The 22,164-nt window shown below is 45.1% G+C and carries 19 protein-coding genes; 3 read left to right on the forward strand and 16 right to left on the reverse strand.

What is annotated here, in order from left to right; genetic code table 11:
• The first annotated feature begins 53 nt into the window (after positions 1-53).
• The 3 genes from DXN04_RS17610 (at position 54) to DXN04_RS17620 (ending at position 4,181) form a co-directional block, all read left to right on the forward strand.
• Entirely contained in the window at positions 54-2,447 is a 2,394-nt protein-coding gene (locus DXN04_RS17610; protein ID WP_116854701.1) for a glycoside hydrolase family 31 protein, read from the forward strand.
• A 510-nt stretch (positions 2,448-2,957) separates the two neighbouring features.
• Positions 2,958-3,368, forward strand: coding sequence for a KGG domain-containing protein (locus DXN04_RS35215; protein WP_199415073.1), 411 nt, complete (start codon positions 2,958-2,960; stop codon positions 3,366-3,368).
• 153 nt (positions 3,369-3,521) lie between these two features.
• Positions 3,522-4,181 (forward strand): phosphatase PAP2 family protein, encoded by a 660-nt coding sequence (locus DXN04_RS17620; RefSeq protein WP_158569064.1) that lies wholly within the window; start codon positions 3,522-3,524, stop codon positions 4,179-4,181.
• Between the two features lie 25 nt (positions 4,182-4,206).
• Here the strand turns inward: DXN04_RS17620 and DXN04_RS17625 are convergent, their stop codons facing one another.
• The 16 genes from DXN04_RS17625 to ccsA form a co-directional block, all read right to left on the reverse strand.
• Positions 4,207-4,800, reverse strand: coding sequence for a toxin-antitoxin system YwqK family antitoxin (locus DXN04_RS17625; protein ID WP_116854703.1), 594 nt, complete (start codon positions 4,798-4,800; stop codon positions 4,207-4,209).
• Between the two features lie 195 nt (positions 4,801-4,995).
• Positions 4,996-5,922, reverse strand: coding sequence for a DUF4382 domain-containing protein (locus DXN04_RS17630; protein WP_116854704.1), 927 nt, complete (start codon positions 5,920-5,922; stop codon positions 4,996-4,998).
• A gap of 315 nt (positions 5,923-6,237) precedes the next feature.
• Positions 6,238-8,208 carry a 1,4-alpha-glucan branching protein GlgB gene (gene glgB, locus DXN04_RS17635; protein WP_233525618.1) on the reverse strand — a complete coding sequence of 657 codons (1,971 nt, stop codon included), beginning with the start codon at positions 8,206-8,208 and terminating at the stop codon, positions 6,238-6,240.
• Positions 8,209-8,360: 152 nt separating this feature from the next.
• The gene (locus DXN04_RS17640; protein WP_116854914.1) at positions 8,361-10,106 is read right to left on the reverse strand and encodes a DEAD/DEAH box helicase; all 1,746 of its coding nucleotides are present in this window, start codon (positions 10,104-10,106) and stop codon (positions 8,361-8,363) included.
• Positions 10,107-10,236: 130 nt separating this feature from the next.
• On the reverse strand, positions 10,237-11,544 hold the full coding sequence (gene rimO, locus DXN04_RS17645; RefSeq protein WP_116854706.1) for a 30S ribosomal protein S12 methylthiotransferase RimO: 1,308 nt from the start codon (positions 11,542-11,544) through the stop codon (positions 10,237-10,239).
• Positions 11,545-11,840: 296 nt separating this feature from the next.
• On the reverse strand, positions 11,841-12,803 hold the full coding sequence (gene ftsY, locus DXN04_RS17650; RefSeq protein ID WP_116854707.1) for a signal recognition particle-docking protein FtsY: 963 nt from the start codon (positions 12,801-12,803) through the stop codon (positions 11,841-11,843).
• 257 nt (positions 12,804-13,060) lie between these two features.
• Positions 13,061-13,231 (reverse strand): DUF4295 family protein, encoded by a 171-nt coding sequence (locus DXN04_RS17655; RefSeq protein WP_072357218.1) that lies wholly within the window; start codon positions 13,229-13,231, stop codon positions 13,061-13,063.
• A gap of 103 nt (positions 13,232-13,334) precedes the next feature.
• Positions 13,335-13,517: a 50S ribosomal protein L33 gene (rpmG, locus tag DXN04_RS17660; RefSeq protein ID WP_012790733.1), complete on the reverse strand. Its 183-nt coding sequence runs from the start codon at positions 13,515-13,517 to the stop codon at positions 13,335-13,337.
• A gap of 31 nt (positions 13,518-13,548) precedes the next feature.
• Positions 13,549-13,785 (reverse strand): 50S ribosomal protein L28, encoded by a 237-nt coding sequence (gene rpmB, locus DXN04_RS17665; RefSeq protein ID WP_072357217.1) that lies wholly within the window; start codon positions 13,783-13,785, stop codon positions 13,549-13,551.
• A gap of 452 nt (positions 13,786-14,237) precedes the next feature.
• Positions 14,238-14,825: a carboxymuconolactone decarboxylase family protein gene (locus DXN04_RS17670; RefSeq protein WP_116854708.1), complete on the reverse strand. Its 588-nt coding sequence runs from the start codon at positions 14,823-14,825 to the stop codon at positions 14,238-14,240.
• Positions 14,826-14,915: 90 nt separating this feature from the next.
• A complete protein-coding gene (locus tag DXN04_RS17675) occupies positions 14,916-15,470 on the reverse strand; it encodes a peroxiredoxin (RefSeq protein ID WP_116854709.1) in 555 nt (184 codons plus the stop codon).
• 849 nt (positions 15,471-16,319) lie between these two features.
• The gene (bshB1, locus tag DXN04_RS17680) at positions 16,320-17,051 is read right to left on the reverse strand and encodes a bacillithiol biosynthesis deacetylase BshB1 (RefSeq protein ID WP_116854710.1); all 732 of its coding nucleotides are present in this window, start codon (positions 17,049-17,051) and stop codon (positions 16,320-16,322) included.
• Positions 17,052-17,162: 111 nt separating this feature from the next.
• A complete protein-coding gene (locus tag DXN04_RS17685; RefSeq protein ID WP_147319970.1) occupies positions 17,163-17,645 on the reverse strand; it encodes a hypothetical protein in 483 nt (160 codons plus the stop codon).
• A 92-nt stretch (positions 17,646-17,737) separates the two neighbouring features.
• Positions 17,738-18,355, reverse strand: a complete 618-nt coding sequence (locus tag DXN04_RS17690; protein WP_116854712.1) for a DUF4294 domain-containing protein — start codon at positions 18,353-18,355, stop codon at positions 17,738-17,740.
• A 159-nt stretch (positions 18,356-18,514) separates the two neighbouring features.
• Positions 18,515-19,534: an alpha/beta hydrolase gene (locus DXN04_RS17695; RefSeq protein ID WP_116854713.1), complete on the reverse strand. Its 1,020-nt coding sequence runs from the start codon at positions 19,532-19,534 to the stop codon at positions 18,515-18,517.
• A gap of 74 nt (positions 19,535-19,608) precedes the next feature.
• Positions 19,609-22,143: a cytochrome c biogenesis protein CcsA gene (ccsA, locus tag DXN04_RS17700; RefSeq protein WP_233525619.1), complete on the reverse strand. Its 2,535-nt coding sequence runs from the start codon at positions 22,141-22,143 to the stop codon at positions 19,609-19,611.
• Positions 22,144-22,164 lie beyond the last annotated feature (21 nt).

Raw genomic sequence — 22,164 nt, forward strand, 5'->3', positions numbered from 1 at the left:
GCCTAATTTAGGCACCGTTAGGGAAAGAGAATGGTTTTTAATAAAAGCGAACTATGCAAGTAACGACCTCATCTGGTAAGTATTCCGTGAAGCACTATCCGGATACAATTAAGGAGTGGAAAAAAGAAGGCAACTACTTCTATTTTTATACATCGGAGACCATCCTGGAAGTAAGGATTATATCAGATAAGATCATCCGGTTCCGCTATGCTGCTGATGGAAAGTTTCAACGTGACTTCTCGTACGCAGTAAGTGACCGGCTCGAAGAAACACCTGTCAACTTTGGACTTCGGGAGTATGAAGAGAACTTCGAACTCTACACTGATATTCTGCGCATTTACATCAACCGCGATGACCTGCGCCTCACTATTACCGACTCGGAAGGCCGCATCATCAACCAGGATGAAATGGGCTTCCACTGGCAGTATTACCTGCAAAAGGGTGGTAAAATAGTCTACTGCAGCAAGCAGATTCAAGAAGGCGAATGCTTCTATGGTATGGGCGATAAACCGACCGATCTGAACATGCATGGCAAGCGCGTAGAAAACTATGGCACGGATGCTTATGGCTATCAGAAAGACACTGATCCACTCTACAGAAATATCCCGTTTTATTACGGCCTGCACCAGGGCATAGGTTATGGTATTTTCTTTGACAACACCTTCCGCACTATCTTCGATTTCGGTAAGGAAAGAGAGAATACAACCAGCTTCTGGGCAAGAGGTGGTGAAATGAATTATTACTTCATTTACGGTCCTGAATTACTGCAGGTAGCCGAAGGATATACAAAGATCACCGGTACACCGGACCTGCCGCCACTGTGGGCTTTGGGCTATCAGCAATGCCGCTGGAGCTACTACCCCGATAAGCGCGTCAGGGAGATTGCCGCTGAATTCCGTAAACGCGAAATTCCCTGTGATGTTATTCATCTTGACATCGATTACATGGAAGGCTTCCGCTGTTTTACCTGGAGTAAAGAAGGATTTCCTGAACCTGCCGGATTGATCAAAGACCTTGCTGCCATGGGCTTCAAGATCGTTGTAATCATTGACCCGGGTATAAAGGTAGACCCTGACTATGCTATTTATCAGCAGGGTATTCAAAAAGACTATTTCTGTAAGCGTGCCGATGGCGCACTCATGGAAGGGGATGTATGGCCGGGCAAATGCGTATTCCCGGACTACACCAATCCCGAAGTGAGAAAATGGTGGGCGAGCCTCTTCAAAGGACTCGTTGATACCGGCGTGCGCGGCGTGTGGAACGATATGAACGAACCCGCCGTGTTCGAAATGGGCACCTTCCCGGAAGACGTGCGCCACGACTACGATGGCGAAGCAGTGAGTCACCGTAAAGCACACAACATCTACGGTCACCTCATGAGCAAGTCGACGGAAGCCGGTATGCGCAAATACCTCATGCCACACCGTCCTTTTGTGATCAGTCGCTCCTGCTATGCCGGTGCACAACGCTGGACTTCACTGTGGACGGGCGATAACGTAAGCAGCTGGGATCACCTCTGGCTGGCCACCATCCAGGCACAGCGACTCGCTGTATCCGGCATCTCATTCGTAGGCAGCGATATCGGCGGATTTATTGGCGAACCTGATGGTGAACTCTATGTTCGCTGGATACAGTTAGCCGTATTCCATCCACTCATGCGTACCCACTCCGCCAGCAATGAAACAGGGTTCAACCAGGAACCATGGAGCTTTGGCGGCGAATATGAAGTAGTAGCGAAGAAGTTCATCCAGCTACGCTACCAGCTCTTGCCTTACTTATATACAACCTTCTGGCAATACAGCGTGAATGGTACACCTATGATGCGCCCGCTCGCATTCGTAGACCAGCACGATAAACAAACACATGACCGTACACACGAATTCATGCTCGGCGATAACCTGCTCATCAGTCACGTGAGCGAAAAGGGCATGAAGGAAAAAGAAGTCTACCTTCCGGAAGGGCTGTGGTACTACTACTGGAATGACCAGGTCTATACCGGGAAGCAAACAGTGAAAGTGGCTACCCCGCTGGAAGAAATGCCGCTGTTTGTAAAAGCAGGAGCAGTCATACCTCATTACAATAAAATCCAGTACGTAGAGCAGCGCGATACGGAAGAAATGATCCTCCATGTATATTACAGCGATGTAGTCACCAGCAGCGTACTCTACGAAGATGCAGGCGATCACTACGGTTATAAGAATGGCCAGTACAATAATATCCGTTTCAAACAGGTGTCTACCAAACAACAGTTTGAGTTGAGAAAACGCTTCTTTGGCAACTACGATGCTGCTTACAGAAAGCATCATATTTACATCCACGGATTACCATTCAAACCAAAGGAATATATCATAGATGGCAAGGCCGTAAAACTCTCTGCTGCCAACGCCAGCGCGGGGGTATTCAAGATAATTGCTGAACGTAAATTTGAGACGCTTGTGATCAAATAAATAATCTTGCTTTTATAAAACTACAAATCCCAAATTCTCATTCCTGAAGAATTTGGGATTTGTAGTTTTAAACCAGTTTTGATTTAAAAAAAAAGGGCACTGTAGATTGAGATCTTAGTGCCTTTTCATAACCTATGCCAACTTTAGAGTTAATCAAAATTAATACGTTATAACGTATACACAAACACTCCGATCAAAATGAACAAAATGAACGGAACGCTGAACAATGAACGAAGCTTATTTCGTTAATAAGAAGTTATGAAAAGGATTTCACTTGTTACCACAACCATTTCCTTAACAAATTGTTTAGAATAAGGGCAGATTCGCTACATATTGTTAAGCATCCTCCACGCACCATACACCCTGAAAAGATGAAATAGTATGTCTAATCCTGTAATACAATGGGTTATAAATACGCGGCATAATAGTTGTGCCTCCTTTGGCAGAGAATATGTTTTATTATCTGATGTTAAACGGAACCCATTATTAAACCTTTCAAAATTCATTCTTATGGCTGCAGAACAAAACAATCACTTCACCCAGGAACAAGAAAAACTCGAAAGGGAGCATTCGCACGAGCACAATCATGGACATGAGCAACATGGTAACAATGCTCACCAGAGTCACAATTCTGAAGGAGAAGAAAAATCTAAATCAGAAACTCCTAGTCGCAAAGATAAACGCGGGTTTGCCTCTATGGATGCATCCATGCAGCGTGCGATAGCCAGTAAAGGCGGTCGTGCCGCACATGCACAGGGCGTAGCCCACGAGTTTAATTCTGCGGAAGCACGCGAAGCCGGCCGTAAAGGCGGCGTAGCAGTAAGCCGGAACAGACAGCATATGGCCGAAATTGGTAAGAAAGGCGGAGAAGCAGCGCACAATAAAAGAAAGAAAGCACAGCAACAACAGAACGCTGAATAACGGTTTTTTGCCCTGAAGTTTTTCCCAAAGAGGGATTACCTGGAATGTGGATCTCACATTGCGGTAATCCCTTTTTTTTATGTGGCGAACAAATTTCCACAAATGAGATTTTTTTTCCGGGGAATGGAAAATCAGATTATTTTTATTCCTATTATGAAAGCAAGCATCCGCCAACTCCGGTATTTTTTAATTCCCTACACCCTTCTTTTTGTCATTTCACTCACACTTAAGATCATCTTCACCAGGGAAGAGATTTACTTTTTTATTAATGGATTACATTTTCCGGCAGGAGATGTGATTTTCAGGTATGCGACCGAAATGGGCGGGGCTACGACAGCGGTATCGCTGGTGTTGATTTTATTATTCGTGCGGTATCGCTACAGTTTATTACTGGCCAGCAGTTACCTGCTGACCAGTCTCATAAATTTTCCTTTAAAATATATTGTAGGCGCTCCCAGACCTAAGCTGTATTTCACGGATTCACCCAAAACCATTTACTGGGTACCCGATGTGGAAGTGCTCTCCAATCATTTCAGTTTTCCTTCAGGACATACTGTGTGCGCATTTACCACGGCGGTTGTGTTGACTTTTATCAGCCCCCGCAGGTGGTATGGTTGTATTTACTTTTTGCTGGCAGTCATGGTTGCTTATTCAAGAATGTACCTCAGTCAGCATTTCTTTGAAGATGTGACGGCCGGTTCCTTTGAAGCAGTAGTTGTTGTGACCTGTTGGATTACCTGGTTTAATAATCGTGCTTTCTTCCGGCATCCTGCCTGGGAAGGAGCGCTGAGCAGGAAAAATGATGATGAATGATGAATGCCCCCCGGCATGCATGTTTTTAGTGCTGTTTCTTAGCCGATTGATGTGGCAACTGTGAGGGTTGTGCAGGCAGCTTTTTTGGAACTTTGTTGGTAATTGTATCCAGCTCTTCCGGACTTACCGGCTCTCCCCTCTTGTAGTATTCTTTTACCATGTTCCCATCTTCATCATAAATCTTCCATAGACCATCGCGAAGAGAAGTCGCATTTCTTTTGATCTCTTCAAATTTTTCCTCCTGTGTGATGGGGTCAATCACACGGTAGGTTTCTACGGTGTCGTCAATATCTTTGGCTACAAAGTTGCCCTCGGCACTGACCAGACCATTAGAGTAAAAATAACGGGCCGGACCATTCAGCACATTGTGCTTGTAGTTTTCTTCGGCAATCAGTGCGCCGGACGGAGCATACTTTTTCCACAGCCCCTCTTTGCGATCGTCAACATAGTTGCCTTCCCAGGTGTAGCCATCTTCACCTCGGGTGGCCGCCACTTCTTCGGACCATTCGCCTTGCTTGCGTTTCTGGTCATCCCTTTTGTTTTGTTTAATAGTAAAGCCCTGCGAATAGACAAAAAAGCATAACAGTTGTAGTACAGAAAAAACGAGGATTTTTCTCATTCAGAAGTATTTTTCACAAGTTAGTAATTTTTATCATATCTACTTTTTGAAAGCCATTGCATTCACCCTATTAAAATCACCTAGAATCTTTCTTTTGATCCCATCCCTCCAAAATGAAGAAAGGCTATATCAATAACGACATAGCCTTTCATTTTATGATTGTGTGTCTTATTCCTTATATCCTAAATACTCAACTTACTTACTCAGCTTAATTGCATCTACTGATGTGTTCTTACCAGTTTCAATCTTAACACCGGTAATGGTAGTATCAGCGTATCCATTGGATGCATTTACAAATACATTGTAAGTACCAGTATTCAGGCCCCTGATCTTCCATTCCCCATTTCTCCAAGGCAAAGCATAAGCAGTGTCAGTATCATTGTATACGGTCAGCACCGGATAAGCATCATAAGGAGTTACTTTACCGGAGATACTACCTGTTTCAGATACCAGGAATACGTGAATTACAGGGCGCAGTATAAACTTGCCATTGCCGGTTTGAACGATAGAACGATCTACATCAAAATCCAGCCACAGGCGATAGTTACCACTCTGGTATTCTTCCCACTCTTCAGGACGAATGTTTACAACCAGTTTAACCTGACCATTCAGCGCCTTCAGCGGGTACTGTACGCTGTCTTTTACAACGTAGCTGTTATCGCCCAGGTTGATCTGAATTCTTCTTACTTTACCTGTAGGCACTACACCTTCAGAGAGTAGCGTATCCGCTCCGTTACGCAGGGAGAGCACATCGTATACACCAGGAGAGACCGCCAGGGAATCCCATACCTTACAGGAATCGTCCCGGTCGTTTTTATCTTCACCCCAGTGACAACGGTTGTAATCATTGCCCCAGTCATAGTCCCCACCTTTGTCGCTGCCTTTACCTTTTCCATTTGCACCATCGCAGGTATCAACAAGTACCTGTACGGATTTGATGTCCAGAAATACATTGTCAAAACGGCTTCCCGGATCATCTGCCAGGAATACATTCAGTCTTTGCTGGTTGGCACCCAGGCTTGTTGATGCGCTGGAGTTATCCTTTTTACAGGAATACACGACTAAAGCCAACAATACTAACGTGGCCAGCCCCCATCCGGAAGTGCGGAGATAGGTCTTCATAAAAGAATGGTTTTTGGTTTAATAATAAAGATTGCGCCTACTACAGACGTGCATAATTGTTTACTGCTATCAGTAAGCTAACTTTAGATAGAAAAAATAAACAAAAGTTTAACAGAGTGTAATTATTTCCCATACCTCTCACAATAAACTATTATTCAATTTTTTACGAAGAGTGATTTTTGATTCTTTGTGCAATTTAGTGCTCTTCTTGATGGGGATTCATCGCGGAATTCAGGTATTTTACGACAAACATTGATCCAAAAAAAAGTCCTTCCCAAAGGAAAGGACCGCTAACTATCTAAATAAGAATAATATCTACACTTTTTTGAATATGGCAGCACCCAATGGAGGGAGTCTTAACAACAAAGTATACTCCTTCCCGTTATACGCTTCCTGTTTTGCTTTTACAACAGCTGTATTAATAACACCACTTCCAAAAAACTCTTCCGCATCACTGTTCAATATCTCTTTCCAGCTACCTGCATTATTCACCGCCAGCAAATAATTTTCTCTCGCCACCGGGGTCATATTCAGCACGATCAGGATATCCTCTTTCGGATCCATTCCCTTTCTCATATAGGCTAACACACTGTTGTCATAATCGGATACATTTACCCACTCAAAACCGTAGTACTCAAACTGCTTTATGTACAATGCCGGTTCCGCCCTATAGAGATGATTCAATGCTTTCACAAATGCCTTCAAACCCTGATGCGATGCGTGATCCATCAGGTGCCAGTCGAGCTGTGATTTATAATTCCACTCTGATGTCTGTCCAAACTCATCGCCCATAAACAACAACTTCGTACCCGGGTGCGTAAACATATAACTATACATCAAACGCAGGTTTGCAAATTTCTGCCAGTCATCCCCAGGCATCTTATACAACATAGGCGACTTACCATGCACCACTTCATCATGACTCAGCGGCAACATAAAATTCTCCGTAAATGCATAGGCGATACTAAACGTCAGCTGGTCCTGGTGGAACTTCCTGTAATAAGGATCGCGTTTGAAAAACGCCAGCGTATCATTCATCCATCCCATCATCCACTTCATCCCAAATCCAAGTCCACCCATAAACACAGGTCTTGACACACCATAGAAGGAAGTGGATTCCTCAGCGATCGTCTGCACATCCGGGAAGAGTGAATAGATCGTAGTATTCATATTCTTCAGGAAAGAGATCGCCTCCAGGTTCTCCTCCCCCCCATGTTCATTCGGTTCCCAGGCACCTGCATCGCGGGAGTAATTCAGGTGGATCATAGAGGCTACTGCATCCACACGCAAGCCATCCGCATGAAACTTATCTAACCAGAATATCGCATTGCTTAGCAGGAAAGACCGCACCTCATTGCGCGCATAGTTGAAGATGTAACTGTTCCAGTCAGGATGAAAGCCTTTCCGCATATCCGCATACTCATAAGTATGATTGCCGTCGAAACGAAACAGGCCATGCTCATCGTAAGGAAAATGCGAAGGCACCCAATCCAGGATGACCCCGATCCCCTCCTGGTGAAAGGCATCTACAAATGCCATGAACTCCTGCGGTGTACCATACCTTGAAGTAGGCGCATAATACCCCGTACCCTGGTAGCCCCAGGAGCCATCAAAAGGATGCTCCATAACCGGCATAAGCTCCACATGGGTAAAACCCATCTCCTTCACATATGGGATCAATCTTGCGGCTATTTCGCTATAATTATAAAATACTTCGTGGTTGTCAGGCTCGGGACGCTGCCAGCTGCCCAGGTGTAACTCGTATACTGAATAGGGGCTCTGCAGACTATTGTGCTGCGCCCGTGTCTTCATCCAGCTGCTGTCCTTCCATTGGTAGTCCAGCTCCCAGGTCACAGAGGCCGTTTTCGGGCGCAGTTCCCAGTAGTTGGCATACGGATCCCCTTTGCGTAGTTCCTCCCCGGAATTAGAACGGATAAAGTATTTGTAGAGAGTGCCCGGTGCTACCTGCGGTATGAAACCTTCCCAAATCCCCGATTTGTCCCAACGTGGATACAAATGGTGACGATGCTGATCCCAGTCATTGAAGTCGCCGATCACGGATAAGTAAGTCGCATTCGGTGCCCATACGGCGAAATACGTACCACTTACCCCCTGAAAGGTGGTTTGGTGGGAACCAAATTTTTCATACAGGTGCGGATGCAGGCCCTCCTGAAACAGTTTGATATCTTGCTCAGAGAAGAGTGAAAAGGGCTCTACGGGCTGTAATTGATGCGTGTTGTCTTTTGTCATAAACCGGGAAAGGGCTGTGGATACAAGATAGTTCAAATTTTGAATTTAGAAGGCCCAATCGTGATCATATCATCAACTATCCGGCCATAAAAAAAAGCAGGCCGCACAAAGTTGCCATCCATTATCACACAAAAAAATCCCGTCTTGCATTAAAGCAAAACGGGACTTCCTGATTTTATTCAAGTCGATTAATATCTCTTCTTAAATCCTGGGCGTGAACCTGCGCCAGTGCCACTTCCACTACCTTCCCAACGGCGTCTGCCACCACCGTCTTCACGGCTACGGCCGCCACCACCCGGGCCACCACTTCTGCGGCGATCGCCATCCTGTGACATTTCAATTCTTACGCTGCGACCATTGTACTCAGCTTTCTTGAAAGTCTCCTGGAATTTATCAACCACATCGTTTTCAACTTCGAAGAAGGAGTAAACACCCTTCAGGTCAATACGGCCGATCTTGTTACCACGTACGCCACTGGTATCGCACAGGTAGCGCAGCATATCGCCACGGGTAAAGTCGTCTACTGAACCCAGGTTGATGAACAGGCGGGTAAATTTACCATTACCACGCACGCCACGTTCGCCACCTTCGAAAGTACGTCTTTCTTCTTTCACGTTCAGATCAGGTGCATCCTGGTAGTATTCCAGGAACTGATTGAATTCAAGAGAAGCGAAACGTTTGATGATTTCTTCTTTGGTCATGTTCTGGAACTCTTCAAATATGCGTTCCAGATAGGGCTCGATCTGCTCTTCGTTTACAACTACGTTGTGTACTTTGTGTACGAGGCCAAACAGTTGTTTTTCACATACTGCGAAACCATCCGGTACTTCAGCTTTCACAAACTTCTTACCAATTACGCGCTCGATCTGGCGGATCTTACCGATGTCACGGCTGCTGATGATAGCGATAGATACACCTGATTTACCGGCACGTGCAGTACGACCGGAACGGTGGGTGTAGTTCTCAACATCATCAGGCAGTTCGTAGTTGATTACGTGTGTTACGTTGTCAACGTCGATACCACGGGCAGCAACATCAGTTGCTACCAATACCTGCAGTGACTTTTCACGGAAACGTTTCATCACTTTATCACGCTGTTGCTGGGTCAGGTCACCGTGCAGTGCATCGGCATTGTAACCGTCGCGGATCAGTGATTCAGCGATTTCCTGTGATTCTATTTTAGTACGGGTGAAGATGATACCGAAGATCTCAGGGTTGAAATCCACGATACGCTTCAGGGCCGCATATTTTTCGCGCGGACGCACTACGTAGTATTCGTGCTCGATGTTGGCGTTACCACTGTTCTTGTTACCTACAGTCAGTTCAAACGGATCGCTCATATATTTCTGTGCGATACGGCGTACTTCCTGTGGCATAGTAGCGGAGAACAACCAGGTTGTTTTCTCATCGGGGGTATTGGAGAGAATGCTGTTGATGTCTTCCTGGAAGCCCATGTTCAGCATTTCATCTGCTTCATCCAGTACTACATAACGTACGTTTGTGAAATTAACCGCTTTACGGTCAATGATATCCAGCAAACGACCAGGAGTAGCTACCACGATGTGTACGCCTCTCTTCAGGTCACGCAATTGCTGCACAATGCTGGAACCGCCGTATACCGCTACGATGCTTACGTCTCCCAGATGCTTGCTGAAGTTCTTCAGGTCATTGGTGATTTGCAGGCACAGTTCACGGGTAGGGCATAATATAAGCCCCTGAGGGTGACGCTGTTTAATATCAATCTGCTGTAAAAGAGGCAGGCCAAATGCTGCCGTCTTACCGGTGCCCGTCTGGGCTAAACCTACAAAGTCTCTATCTCCGCCGAGGAGTACAGGGATAGCTTTTTCCTGTATCGGTGTAGGCGCTACGAATCCGAGGTCCTGGATTCCTTTCAAAATGGGCTCTTGTAAGCCTAATGTTTCAAATGTTGTCATTGATTTGCTTTGATCAGGCTCCGTCGGGAGCCCTGGTATATCATCCCAGTCAATTCTATGCACTGGGTTACTTTTCCTGATGTTTCTTTTGAACGAAACTTACGCATTCATACCTGCGTTGGATGTGCTTCTAAACAAGTTCACCTTCCAGGTCATAATCGTAAGCTTTCGTAATTCTTACGTTGACAAATTCACCGGGTTTCAGGCGCTTGGTGGTGTTGATGATCACTTCATTATCTACTTCTACTGAATCGAATTCTGTACGTGCCAGATAACGGCCTGATTCTTTTTTGTCTACAATCACGCGATAGATCTTTCCAACCATCTCCTGGTTTTTCTCAAGGGAGATTTCCTGTTGTACTTCCATGATCTCCTGTGCTCTTCGTTCTTTTTCTTCTGCCGGGATATTATCTTCCAGGTCATAAGCGCTGGTACCTTCTTCATGGCTGTAGGTGAAGACCCCTACCCTGTCGAAGCGCATCTTTTCAAGGAAGGCCTTAAGCTCTTCCACGTCTTCAAGCGTTTCGCCGGGGAAGCCGGTGATCAGTGTGGTACGGAGCGCGATGCCGGGTACTTTTTCCCTGATAGCTGTTACCAGTTCCTCCATTTCACCACGGGTGATCTGGCGTTTCATGGCTTTCAGCATATTGTCAGCAGCGTGCTGCAGGGGCATATCGATATAATTACAGATGTTCGGGAACTCCTTCATTACATCCAATATTTCCATTGGGAACTTGTGCGGGTAAGCATAGTGCAGGCGAATCCACTCAAGTCCTTTCACGTTCGCCAATGCACGCAATAAATCTGCCAGTTTACGTTGCTTGTACAAATCCAGACCATAATAAGTCAGTTCCTGTGCAATCAGCATGATCTCCTTCACACCGGAGTTCACCAGTTTCTCTGCTTCTGTTACAATCGCTTCAATCGGCTTGGACACATGTCCGCCGCGCATAAGCGGGATGGCACAGAATGAACAGGTACGGTTACATCCTTCTGCAATTTTTAGATAGGCGTAATGTGTAGGTGTGCTCAGCAATCTTTCACCAAGCAGTTCTGCTTTATAATCAGCATCAAATTTCTTGAGAATAAGTGGTAGTTCCATGGTACCGAACCAGGCATCCACACCTGGGATTTCTGATTCCAGGTCGCCACGGTAGCGTTCACTGAGACAGCCGGTTACGTACACCTTGTCGAGACGGCCATGTTGTTTCAGTTCTACCTGTTCGAGGATGGTATTGATGGATTCTTCTTTGGCTTTGTCGATAAAACCGCAGGTGTTTACCACTACGATATTATGATCTTTTTTAGCACTCTCGTGCACTACATCAATTTCATTGGCAAGCAGCTGTCCGCTGAGTACCTCAGAATCTACCATGTTCTTGGAACATCCAAGCGTAATAATGTTAACCTTATCTTTCTTTAAAGTTTTTGTCTTCAAGCGCGAATAATTTTTTATCGGGCAAACAAGCAGATGGCTTGTCTGTTTACCGCCACGAAGACATCCAGACACGAAACTGAAGAGAACAGCGAGACTTGCTGTTTAGTGACTATGAGCCTTAGTGGGGGTTATATTTTGTTCAAAGAATTGCAAAGATAACTAATTAATTACGAATTGTCAATTCCCATTTATGTATAAAACGTCAATTTTGTGTACGTATTGTAGGAAATTCTAATTTTATCCCTATAAAAAAGCCCTGCAATTGCTTGCAGGGCTCCCAATAGTTTTATTCAAAATCAGCCATTTATACTGAACAAAGAATCTACAAATTCTTCTTTACTGAATACCTGTAAGTCCTCCATCTTTTCGCCAATACCGATATATTTAACAGGAATCTTAAATTGATTGGCAATCGCCAGTACCACACCTCCCTTGGCTGTACCATCCAGTTTGGTGATGGCCAGGGCCGTCACTTCCGTTGCCGCGGTAAAGTGTTTCGCCTGTTCCAGTGCATTCTGGCCTGTAGAGCCATCCAGTACCAGCAGTACTTCGTGTGGCGCATCCGGCAGTACTTTCTTCATCACACGCTTGATCTTACTCAGCTCATCCATCAGGTGTGCCTTGTTGTGCAAGCGGCCTGCAGTATCGATGATAATCACATCCACATCTTTGGCGGCACCACTCTGTACGGTATCGAAAGCCACTGCACCGGGATCAGAACCCATAGCCTGCTTCACGATAGGCACCCCCACGCGATCACTCCAGATAGTGAGCTGGTCTACGGCTGCTGCACGGAAAGTATCGGCTGCACCGAGCAGAACGGATTTACCTGCTTTCTTAAAATTGTAAGCAAGTTTTCCGATGGTGGTAGTTTTGCCTACTCCGTTTACACCCACCACCATAATTACATAAGGCTTTTTGCCGGCAGGGGTATCGAAATCACGGAAACCGCTATCTGGCGCATCCACGAGCAGACTGGCAATTTCCTCCTGGAGAATCTTATTCAGTTCACCGGTACCCAGGTATTTATCTTTAGATACTCTCTTTTCGATTCTGTCGATGATCTGTACGGTGGTGTCCACTCCTACATCCGCAGATACAAGGGCTTCTTCGAGGTTATCGAGTACTTCTGTATCTACGGTAGATTTACCTGCAATGGCACGGCCAATCTTGTTGAGGAAACTTTCTTTTGTCTTCTGTAATCCCTGATCCAGGCTTTCCTTCTTTTCTCTTGAAAAGAGCTTATTGAAAAAACTCATAGCTGTCTGTTTTTTGCCGCGACGGACTGACAAATGTGGATGAAATATTAATTACAGCGCCAATTTACAGAAAAATGTGCAGCTGGGTATTAAAATACTACCAGAAGCCCTGCTTGTTGCGATCAAACGGTCCTGGTTGGCCCTTCCTTCCGTTGAAAGAAACACCATCCTTTTCTTTCGGTGCTCCCCTTCATCTAAAGAAAAAAGCTGCCCCGTTTGTAAACGAGACAGCTTTCTATATAATTTATAAAGCCGAATTATTTAGCCATGTACTCCTGCACCTTGTCCTTGTGCACGATAGCCTCTTTAAAGGTATATGCACCAGTTTTCGGAGAACGTACAGCCTTGATCACCTTAGTCCAAACTTTGGATTCAGCGGCTGCTTTAGCATCTTTTACCTTCGAGTTCTTGGAAGCTGCTTTTGCCATAATATTTTTTACTTAAAAGTTAAGTGAATTGTCAAAAATTTACCCTGTTAATTGCCAATCGCATCAAGAGGATAAACGATTAACTACCAACATTAACGATCAATTATTTGATTTCTTTGTGTACAGTTACTTTCCTTAAAATTGGATTGTACTTCTTCAACTCCAGACGTTCAGGAGTGTTCTTTTTGTTCTTGGTGCTGATGTAGCGGGAAGTACCTGGCTGACCAGAAGTCTTATGTTCTGTGCATTCCAGTATTACCTGCACCCTGTTACCTTTTTTTGCCATTTTGTATACAAATTAAGTTGAATGCTTACGATTAGATTGTTTGTCCAGCTGCACGCAATTCTTTAACTACTGCATACAAACCGTTTTTGTTGATGGTTCTTAACGCATCAGCAGAAACTTTCAAAGATATCCAGCGATCCTCTTCCGCCAGGAAAAAACGTTTTTTCTGCAGGTTAGGCAGAAATCTTCTCTTAGTCTTAATGTTAGAGAAGGAAACATGGTGACCCGTAATAGGCTTCTTTCCTGTCACCTGACATACTCTTGCCATGATAGAAAAATTTTGGACTGCAAAAGTCGCAAATTATTTTGAATTTGCAAACTATCACACCCCGTGATTAATGAATAAAAGTATTTAATTTGATGTTTTACAACATTAAGCGGTGGATTTCAATCATTTACAAGCGAAGACGATTATTAAAAAACCTACACGAACAGTTTAAAAACCAAACGAACGGCTATTTAAAAATCCCAACGCCCTTAATATTTACTACCCACACCTTAGAAATCTGTCAGGAACGCCTTATGGCAGGCTTCCCGGTCATTATTGTTATCATAACAACCATTCCTGTTTTACAACAGTATCCAGATTTCCGCACCTTGAAAAACTTATCCACATTAACTGTCGGCAGGCCATTCATCCCTCCGAAATGCCCATGGCAATGACGAATTTCAGGATTATTGTTCTTCCGGTAAGATCTTCCCCGGTAAGAAACCTATCACTTACAGTAACACGATTAAACTTCTCAAAACCGCGCCCAGCCTAACTGCATCTAAGATACGGTTCTGGGTGGTGCCGTGTTTTATCAGTGCTTCTTCGTGCGAAGATACACACATTTCACATCCGTTCAAAGCAGAAACTACTAAACTTACCAATTCGAAGAATTCTTTACCTAAAACAGGGTTCGCCATAATGCTCATACGGATCCCTGCTGGTTGAGCTGTATAGAACTCTTTCTTTACAAAGTGACGGAAACGGTAATATACGTTATTAGCCACCAGCAGACTCGTACAGCTGATCACCTCCGCTACTTCCTTATCATTTGCACCTTCTGCCAGCGCCAGTTTCTCAAATGCCGCCTGCAGTTCAAAATGCTTCTCATTCACCGCTACTGACAAACCGATCAGGTAGGCTTCCTTCTTCGTTAAGTTACCTGAATTCAGTCCGTTTGTCACGTTTATCTTCAAATCTTTCAGGTAACGGGCATCTGAATTGGACAGTTGATGTAAACGGGTGGACAATGCACTCTCTGTCAGTCCCACTGCCTGCAACAGCTGTACAGCTGTATCCTGGTTGGATGTTGCGAACATATCTATATAATATTATAAAGTTACGGGTAAGAAAAAGTCCATAGCCGGACATCCCAAAAGGCGCTGACTATGGACCTCGAAATAAAAAAATTATGCGTTCAGGGTAGCCTGACCTTTTTCCCAGTTACAAGGGCACAGCTCGTCTGTCTGCAGTGCATCCAGTACACGCAGTACTTCCTTCACATTACGACCTACGTTCAGGTCGTACAGGGATACCCAACGAATAACACCCTGAGGATCAACGATGAAAGTAGCACGGTAAGCAACCTTCTCATTTTCCTCCAGGATACCTAATTCGGTAGCCAGAGATTTGCTGGTGTCAGCAAGCATTGGGAACTGCAGACCACGCAGATCTTCATGATCCCTTCTCCATGCAGCGTGTACGAATTCACTGTCAGTAGAAGCACCGATCAGGATGGCATCACGGTCCACGAAATCCTGGTGAGCTTTGTTGAACTCAGCGATCTCAGTAGGACATACGAAAGTGAAATCTTTAGGCCACCAGAACATTACTAACCATTTGCCGGAAGCTTTCAGCTCCTCAGAAGTCAGTTCATAAAACTCTTTTCCTTTCTCGATAGATACTACTGCCGTTTTCTTGAACTCCGGGAACTGTGCACCCAGAGATAAAGTTGCATTCTTCATGTGCTTGATGATTATTTATTATGTTGGTTACTATTTCGTCCTTTGGTTATTTTATCCGGGCATTGCCACGGTTGGTACTATTACTCCCCCTGGTTATTTCCTCCTTCGATTTTCTCCCCCACGGAAAATTTTCCTCTCCATTTTCCAACTTCGGGAAAATTTCACCCACACCCCGCGGTAAAATTTCCGGTGCAAAGGTCACAGTCTATTCATAATTAGTCAAATAGATTTTTCCTTATAGGTTATTGAAAAAGTCTATATACCTCCAATCCCGGTACCGTACTAATGAATTTCAATTATGTGTTTCACTTTCTCCCCCCTTTAATACAATCTTAACGTTTTTCGAAAGTATTCGTAACATTTTGGCACGTTATTTAGTTATATAAGTATACTCATCAATTATTTAAAACGACAGGATATGAAAACGAAAAATGTACTCTTAGCGATCCTTACGATAGGCCTTGCACTGATTCCGTTCATCAAAAACAGTTTCAGTAAACATGATGAATTTGATGCCACTCAAGATCTGTTCATCTAATGTTTGACGGGCAACGGTGTTTCCTACACTCACCATTACTACTTCCCAAACCGGGCAGTCAGGTTCCTATTGCCCTTAATTATTCCAATCTTTTTCTACTATATCCATAATAATTTAACTGTTCCTTAGCCATTCATTATATGGCAAAGGAATGGTGTGTTTGTCAAACTACCCTTTTACTCCCTGATCCTCCATTCAAATGCTGTCATTTTCCGGCTTTTTGCACCCCGCAGTCTTCATGCTATAAATGCAATAACACATTACAACAAATTGATAATCAGTAAAATAATTATCGAAACCGGGCGTGATCCTCAGGTTACATTTCCAATAAGGTCATTAAAGCTCCTGATACCCAGCATCTTAGCAGTCGTAAACCCTTCTGCATAAGGTACTCCTACCAGTTGCCCGAAAGACCTGTCCCGGCTAATAATATTCTCAAAAAATGCAGGGGAAGAAATAAAGGTAGCCGGCTCATTGTCTGCCGCCGGTGCCAGAAATTGTGTCTTAAATGCCCTGATCGCATCCTTCTTCCGCTCTATTACAGAAGAGATATCTACCACGAAATCAGGATTTTCTATTTTATTCTGCAACATATGGAATACCTGTTTGGGGCGCCAGGCTTCCTGTGATTGTCCATCTAATGCTGTCTCTATTCTCCTCAAACCAGAAAGAAAACAACTATCTGCTACCAATACCGCCGCACGGCCATGATCCGGATGCCGGTCCTCACGGGCATTTGTCAGCACGACCTCAGGACGGTATTTCCTGATCATCGTAATCACTTTCAATTGCTCCTCAGTATCATTCCTGAAAAAACCATCCGGCAAGCCCAGGTTCTCTCTTACATCCAGTTCCATGATCCGGGCGGAGTCTGCCGCCTCAGCTGCGCGTATTTCGGGAGTACCACGGGTACCTAATTCTCCCTTTGTCAGGTCCAGAATACCGATTTTCATTCCCTGTGCCGCGTGTACCATCAGGGTACCTGCACATGCCAGCTCCACATCATCGGGATGCGCGACAATTGCTAATATGTCTAATTTCATCGTAAATACTTTCCTTTCGGGTGCAAATATAACCCGAATGGAGAGAACTGTTTTTATCTTCAGAAAAGACCTTAATCCCCTTTTTAGCTCTTACCGCACTTTCATATCGTTTTATTTCGATGTAATGATCACCCCCACCTTCTTATCCTTCTCCTTCACATCGTACTTACTCTTCAGCGTCGCCGCATCTACCACCACCAAACTCCCAATCCCTTTCTTCTCCAGCGCTGCCAGCATATTCATAGAGGCCTCGTCTATTTTAGTCCCATCCAGGATGTACTGGAACAAACTATCACTCCCATACTTCTTCAGTGCCGCCTCAAAAGCCGGTGATAACTCCGAAAACAAACGATTATAACGCCTGCGCGCAAAAGGTTTCGTCTCTATATAAATGATCCCATTCTCCGCCCTGGCTCCATATTTCGCCTGTAATGTCGGACTACTGACCACATTCATAAACGCAATCTTATCAGGAGATAGGTTATTGAGACCATTCTCCACCTCAACGCTGTCAACTATAAACAATGTACCGTCCTGGGCCTTAGAAACCATACTCCAAAGCAGGAAGCCCGCTAAAATTAATCTGAATTGCATCTTTGTAAGGTATAAAAAAAGCGGCAGGTGCCGCTTCAAAGTCTTGTTAATTATATAATGGAAAGTGAATTTCATGGATGATGTATGTACAGTTAATTATATGCCCGTGAACCCCGGTATATTTCTATTTCCTGCACAATCGCCTCTATATCCTTGTCTTCGTTCAAATCATACTCACTTTTCAGATTCCCGCCAAAGAAAAAAGCCACCGTTTGCCACATCCTCGCCGAAAATCCACCCTTCAATTCCTTGATGATCTCATAACAGTTCTGCCCCGTCTGCCGGTTGATCAGCTTCATTAAGATCCGTCCCTGGTATATCGACAGATTCTCCAACTTATCGCCGAACTGTGCCTTCATTTGCTTCTCCACCGATGCCAGGTATGCCTTCCGGTCCTTTTTGTCATGTAAGGTAGCCAGCCTGCTGTTTACATCCCTCAGTATCCGGGATGCCTGCACCGCATAAGGGTATGTGACGTACACCGCATTGCGCAGCCGCGTCCAGGCCTCACGTTGTTTACGGAACTTCTTCGGTAATTTATCGATTACTTCTACTATCTGGAGGGTAATACTGGGAATAGTGTCGCCATTGACTACAATCGCGCTTACAGGAATGCTATCCAGACCGTGCCTGGTCTGGGCATTGACCCCTACACGACTAAAGAGGCATAGCATGATAAGCATGAAGAATGCGGATATTGAGCGACCCATTTTCTTAAAGTTCTCCTAATACTATGCTAAAGTTAAGGTAAATTAGTATAGAATGTGTTATTAATATTTCATGATATTATACCGCCAGGAGAAGGAATTTCCCCCTTTGAAAATCAATTACTTTACAATCATCCCCTTTAAAAATCAATTACTTTATAATCAATTATCTGCCTGCTGCATCACCGTATCCATCTTCAGCCGCTTTTGCGCAAACTCATATATCTCCCTCTCCACCCCCTTCACATCATGCGATGTCATATAACAGCCTATCACATGAGTCCCCGCTTCCGGTATGGCCACCGCATCCTTCAAACTATCCGGCGTACCCAGCAAGTGCTCCATCTTCAGTATGGCACTCACCTTCACCGTCGGGTCCTGGTGATTCAAATCCTTATAATAATATAAATTCAATACCGGCTGCTTGATTTTCCTGAACGTCGCCGGCACCATGGTGCTCTCCAGCAATCCCTGCAGCTCTCCTACCGCTTCCAGCCTGTACTTATTATACCAATATTGCGCCCGCAGCGCATTCGTATCTTTCGATTGGTTATAATTCCCATGCATCACGATCCTGGACAACTGCAATCCCCAGGGATTATTCGTCAGGAATGCCATATCATTATTAATCTCGATATTCGGCGATAAGTTAATCACCGCATACACATCATTCGGGTACATTGCTGCCAGGTACAATGCCAGGGTACCACCCGTAGAGGTGCCCATCAGGATCACCTTCTCCCCCAATGCCTTCCCAATCGCCAACGCTTCCTTGGCATCCCGCCATAAACCAGTCGCCGTCATCGTCAGCAAAGGCTCTGTAGTATCCAGGCCATGTCCATCCAGCCTGGACAGGAACAGGTTACAACCATATCGCTTTGCAAAATCCAGGTGTACAGGATTACCCTCTCCCTGGCTGGCTGAAAATCCATGTAAATACACTATCGCGTATTCTGTTTTGGTATGCAGGGAATCATGCCATATTATCCTCGCCTGGTTATCCGGCTTCAGGCGATGCCGGGATTCCTTCTGGTTAATGTACTTTTCCAGGCCGGCAGCATCTTCCGGTACCTGGGGAAACTTAGGATCATAAACAGGTACGGGAGGTCGGGGACCCAGGTAGTAAATCAGGATCAGGGATGTTAAAACCATAAGGGCTACGCGCAGCCATCTGCTATTCATACAAATAGTATTAAAAAACAATACAGGTAATAACCGGAATTATTACCTGTATTCAATATTATATAGTCAGGCTATTAAACTGCCCTTTCCTTCGTCAAAGGCTTCTTTACAGCTGGCTTTTCTTTGTTCTGACGCAGGCGCTGGAACATACTCATAATGAAACCGATCACCGTTACGATCACCCCAATCCATAACACGTTGATGAATGGGAAGATGAAGGCTTTCATCACTATGTAATCCCTGAAAACGGTGGATTCTTTTACTTCCAGTTCTACTTTTTTATCCTTTGGAAGAATTTTACTAAAGCGAACATAGAGTGACAATGGTGCCACGGTATCCGGGATATTATATTCGTAACTACTGTCGCGGATCAGGTAAATCGGCTTCAGGTTGTACTGGTCATTGTTCTTGGTATACACCTTCAAAGTTGCACCTACTGCCAGGTCATTTGGCTCAGCCTGATAGTTACGGTTAGCCGGTTGCGGGTCAAGGCCTTCCATGACCATGTAACCATTGGAGAAGAAGATCGAATCACCCTGCGCTACCACATGCGGCTGATAAGTCGCTGTGTCACTATCATCTTCTTTCAGGGGAACTGCTGTAATATAAGTAAAGATATCCTTGTTCCAATAATGTTTTGAATCCGGGTTCGGTGTCAGTGTCTGCTCTCCCTTGTTACTCAGGAAGGCATCCGGATGTAAGGTAAAGGCTTCCAGTGTCTTACCGCTGGTAGGATCTTTACGCTCGTATCTTACCAGGTAATAAGTCTTGGATTCCCCGGCCGGCAGGGAGTCACCCGCATAGGTGACATGATAATCGCCCATCTGTACCGGGAAGTTACGTGGCAACATCAGGTTCTCACGTGGATTCTCCTTGCTGTTCGCACCAAAGAAACCACCGTCCAGCATCTTCATTCTGTCGATGGAGATCGTCTCTTTCTTTGAGGAAGTGATCACTATACCCAGCAACACCATACCGAAACCGATGTGTGCCACAGAAGCGCCTGCCGCCTTCAGCTTACCTTTCTGGCCGATCCAGATGTAAGCGAGGTTTGCAATAATCGCATAGTAGCTGGCAAACATCATCAGGTAAATCGCCATCAGGAACCCTGCCCCATATGTATCGTAATTCACCTTACCCAGCCAGCCGGAAAGCACGGTAGCAATCAAAGCCAGGGCAGTAGGAATCATCAGTTTGCGGGTAAACTCCCCTCTTGGCGTATCCTTGTATTTCAGGAACTGCACGATAGCGGATAGAATACCTATCACAATCGCCACCCAGATCTGGATTTTATTATAGTGGAATACACCGTCAGATGGAGGTGCAATATCGTTTGTCAGGTTCAGGAGTTTCTTGATCCCCAGGTTGTTAATCAGCTTGTTCCACACCGGGATGGAAGTGGTAAAGGTGATCTGGATAGCGGCGATCATCAGGATCAGTGAACCGATGAAGAGCCAGAACTCGCGGGAATAAGTACTTTCTTCCTTGTGAACAGTAGGGATCTCTTTCCTGCGGGCGATCAGCATGCCAAAGGCAGGGATGAACGCGAAAAGGAAGAAGGTAAGCTGTCCGCTCATACCCAGATCAGTAAAGGAGTGTACAGATGTATCACCCAATACGCCGCTACGGGTCAGGAAGGTAGAATACAGGATTAAAATAAAAGTAATGAAGAAGAAGAAGAATGTCGCCTTCAGTGCATGGCCGGATGACTTAAAGGCCAGCAGGGTGTGAATACCCGCTACCAGTGTCAGCCATGGTACCAGCGATGCATTTTCTACAGGGTCCCATGCCCAGTAACCGCCGAAAGTGAGTGATTCATAGGCCCATGCAGCTCCCATCATAATACCCAGGCCCAATGCAGCCGCGCTGAACAGGGCCCATGGCAGGGCTGGTTTAATCCATTCTTTATATTCCCTGGTCCAGAGACCGGCAAAAGCAAAGGCAAAAGGCACAACGGTAGAAGCAAAACCCAGGAACAATACCGGCGGGTGAATCACCATCCAGTAGTTCTGCAGGGAAAGGTTCAATCCATTACCATCCTTGATGAAGTTCAGGTAATTAGGACTGTTTACCCATGGCAGGCCCTGGTTCTCTGCCGCATGGCGCAGCAGCAGGAATGGGTTGCTACCTACTTTATAATCCAGGATGAAAATACCGATCAACATACTGCTCAGGCACACCTGCGCAAATGAGATCATGGTCATTACAGGAGCTTCCCACCTTTTAGTGGTACGGATCAGCACCAGGCCCAGGATACTCTGCCAGATAGACCAAAGCATAAAACTTCCCTCCTGGTCAGACCAGAAGCTGGACAAGAGCAAACTAACCGGCAGATCGCGGCTGGAGTTGCGCCAGACATATTTATATTCAAAATAGTGATTGTATAATGCAAAATACAGGCAACCAAATACGGCAAATACAGATGCTGCCTGGATGATAAATGCCCAACGGCCCTGCAATCTCCAGGAATTACGTTTTACCTCGTCTCCGGTACGTACGCTTACCCAATAGCTGGCAGTGGCCACCATCGAGGCAACCAGGGCCAGCACTGCAAAAAAATGTCCAAACTGCCCGGGCAATAAATGCTCTCCTATATATGTCGTCTTCAAGATAAAAGGTGCTAGAATGAA

Origin of the sequence: Chitinophaga silvisoli, assembly GCF_003412465.1 — a bacterium.
Classification (GTDB): domain Bacteria; phylum Bacteroidota; class Bacteroidia; order Chitinophagales; family Chitinophagaceae; genus Chitinophaga; species Chitinophaga silvisoli.